Source organism: Tritonibacter sp. SIMBA_163, from assembly GCF_046535935.1.
GTDB classification, from domain to species: Bacteria; Pseudomonadota; Alphaproteobacteria; order Rhodobacterales; family Rhodobacteraceae; genus Epibacterium; species Epibacterium scottomollicae.
In genome coordinates this window covers 1-261 of record NZ_JAWJBP010000670.1, presented here as the reverse complement: position 1 = coordinate 261, position 261 = coordinate 1, and the positions used below count along the sequence as shown (strand labels likewise).

At 42.5% G+C, this 261-nt stretch carries 1 pseudogene; it reads left to right on the top strand.

From position 1 onward, the window contains the following. Positions 1-261 (top strand): annotated as a pseudogene (locus R0J92_RS23990) (ABC transporter permease); the annotation flags it as partial.

Genomic DNA, 261 nt, shown 5'->3' with positions numbered 1-261 from the left:
ACATCGCCTTGCTATTACCGGTTTACCTTTAGAAGGGGAATTGCGCCAACTCATTGATCGACAATTGAAAACAGTTCCCATACCCCCAGCAGGGCTAGTCTTAACCAGCAAACTCGCTGAAATTCTTCATTTACAACCTGGGGATTTTGTTCAGGTAGAAGTTTTAGAAGCAGAACAACCGAAACGACAGTTGCAAGTTACAGGTTTGGTGGATGAAATGATTGGTTTATCCGCATACATGAATATCGACGCTTTAAACCA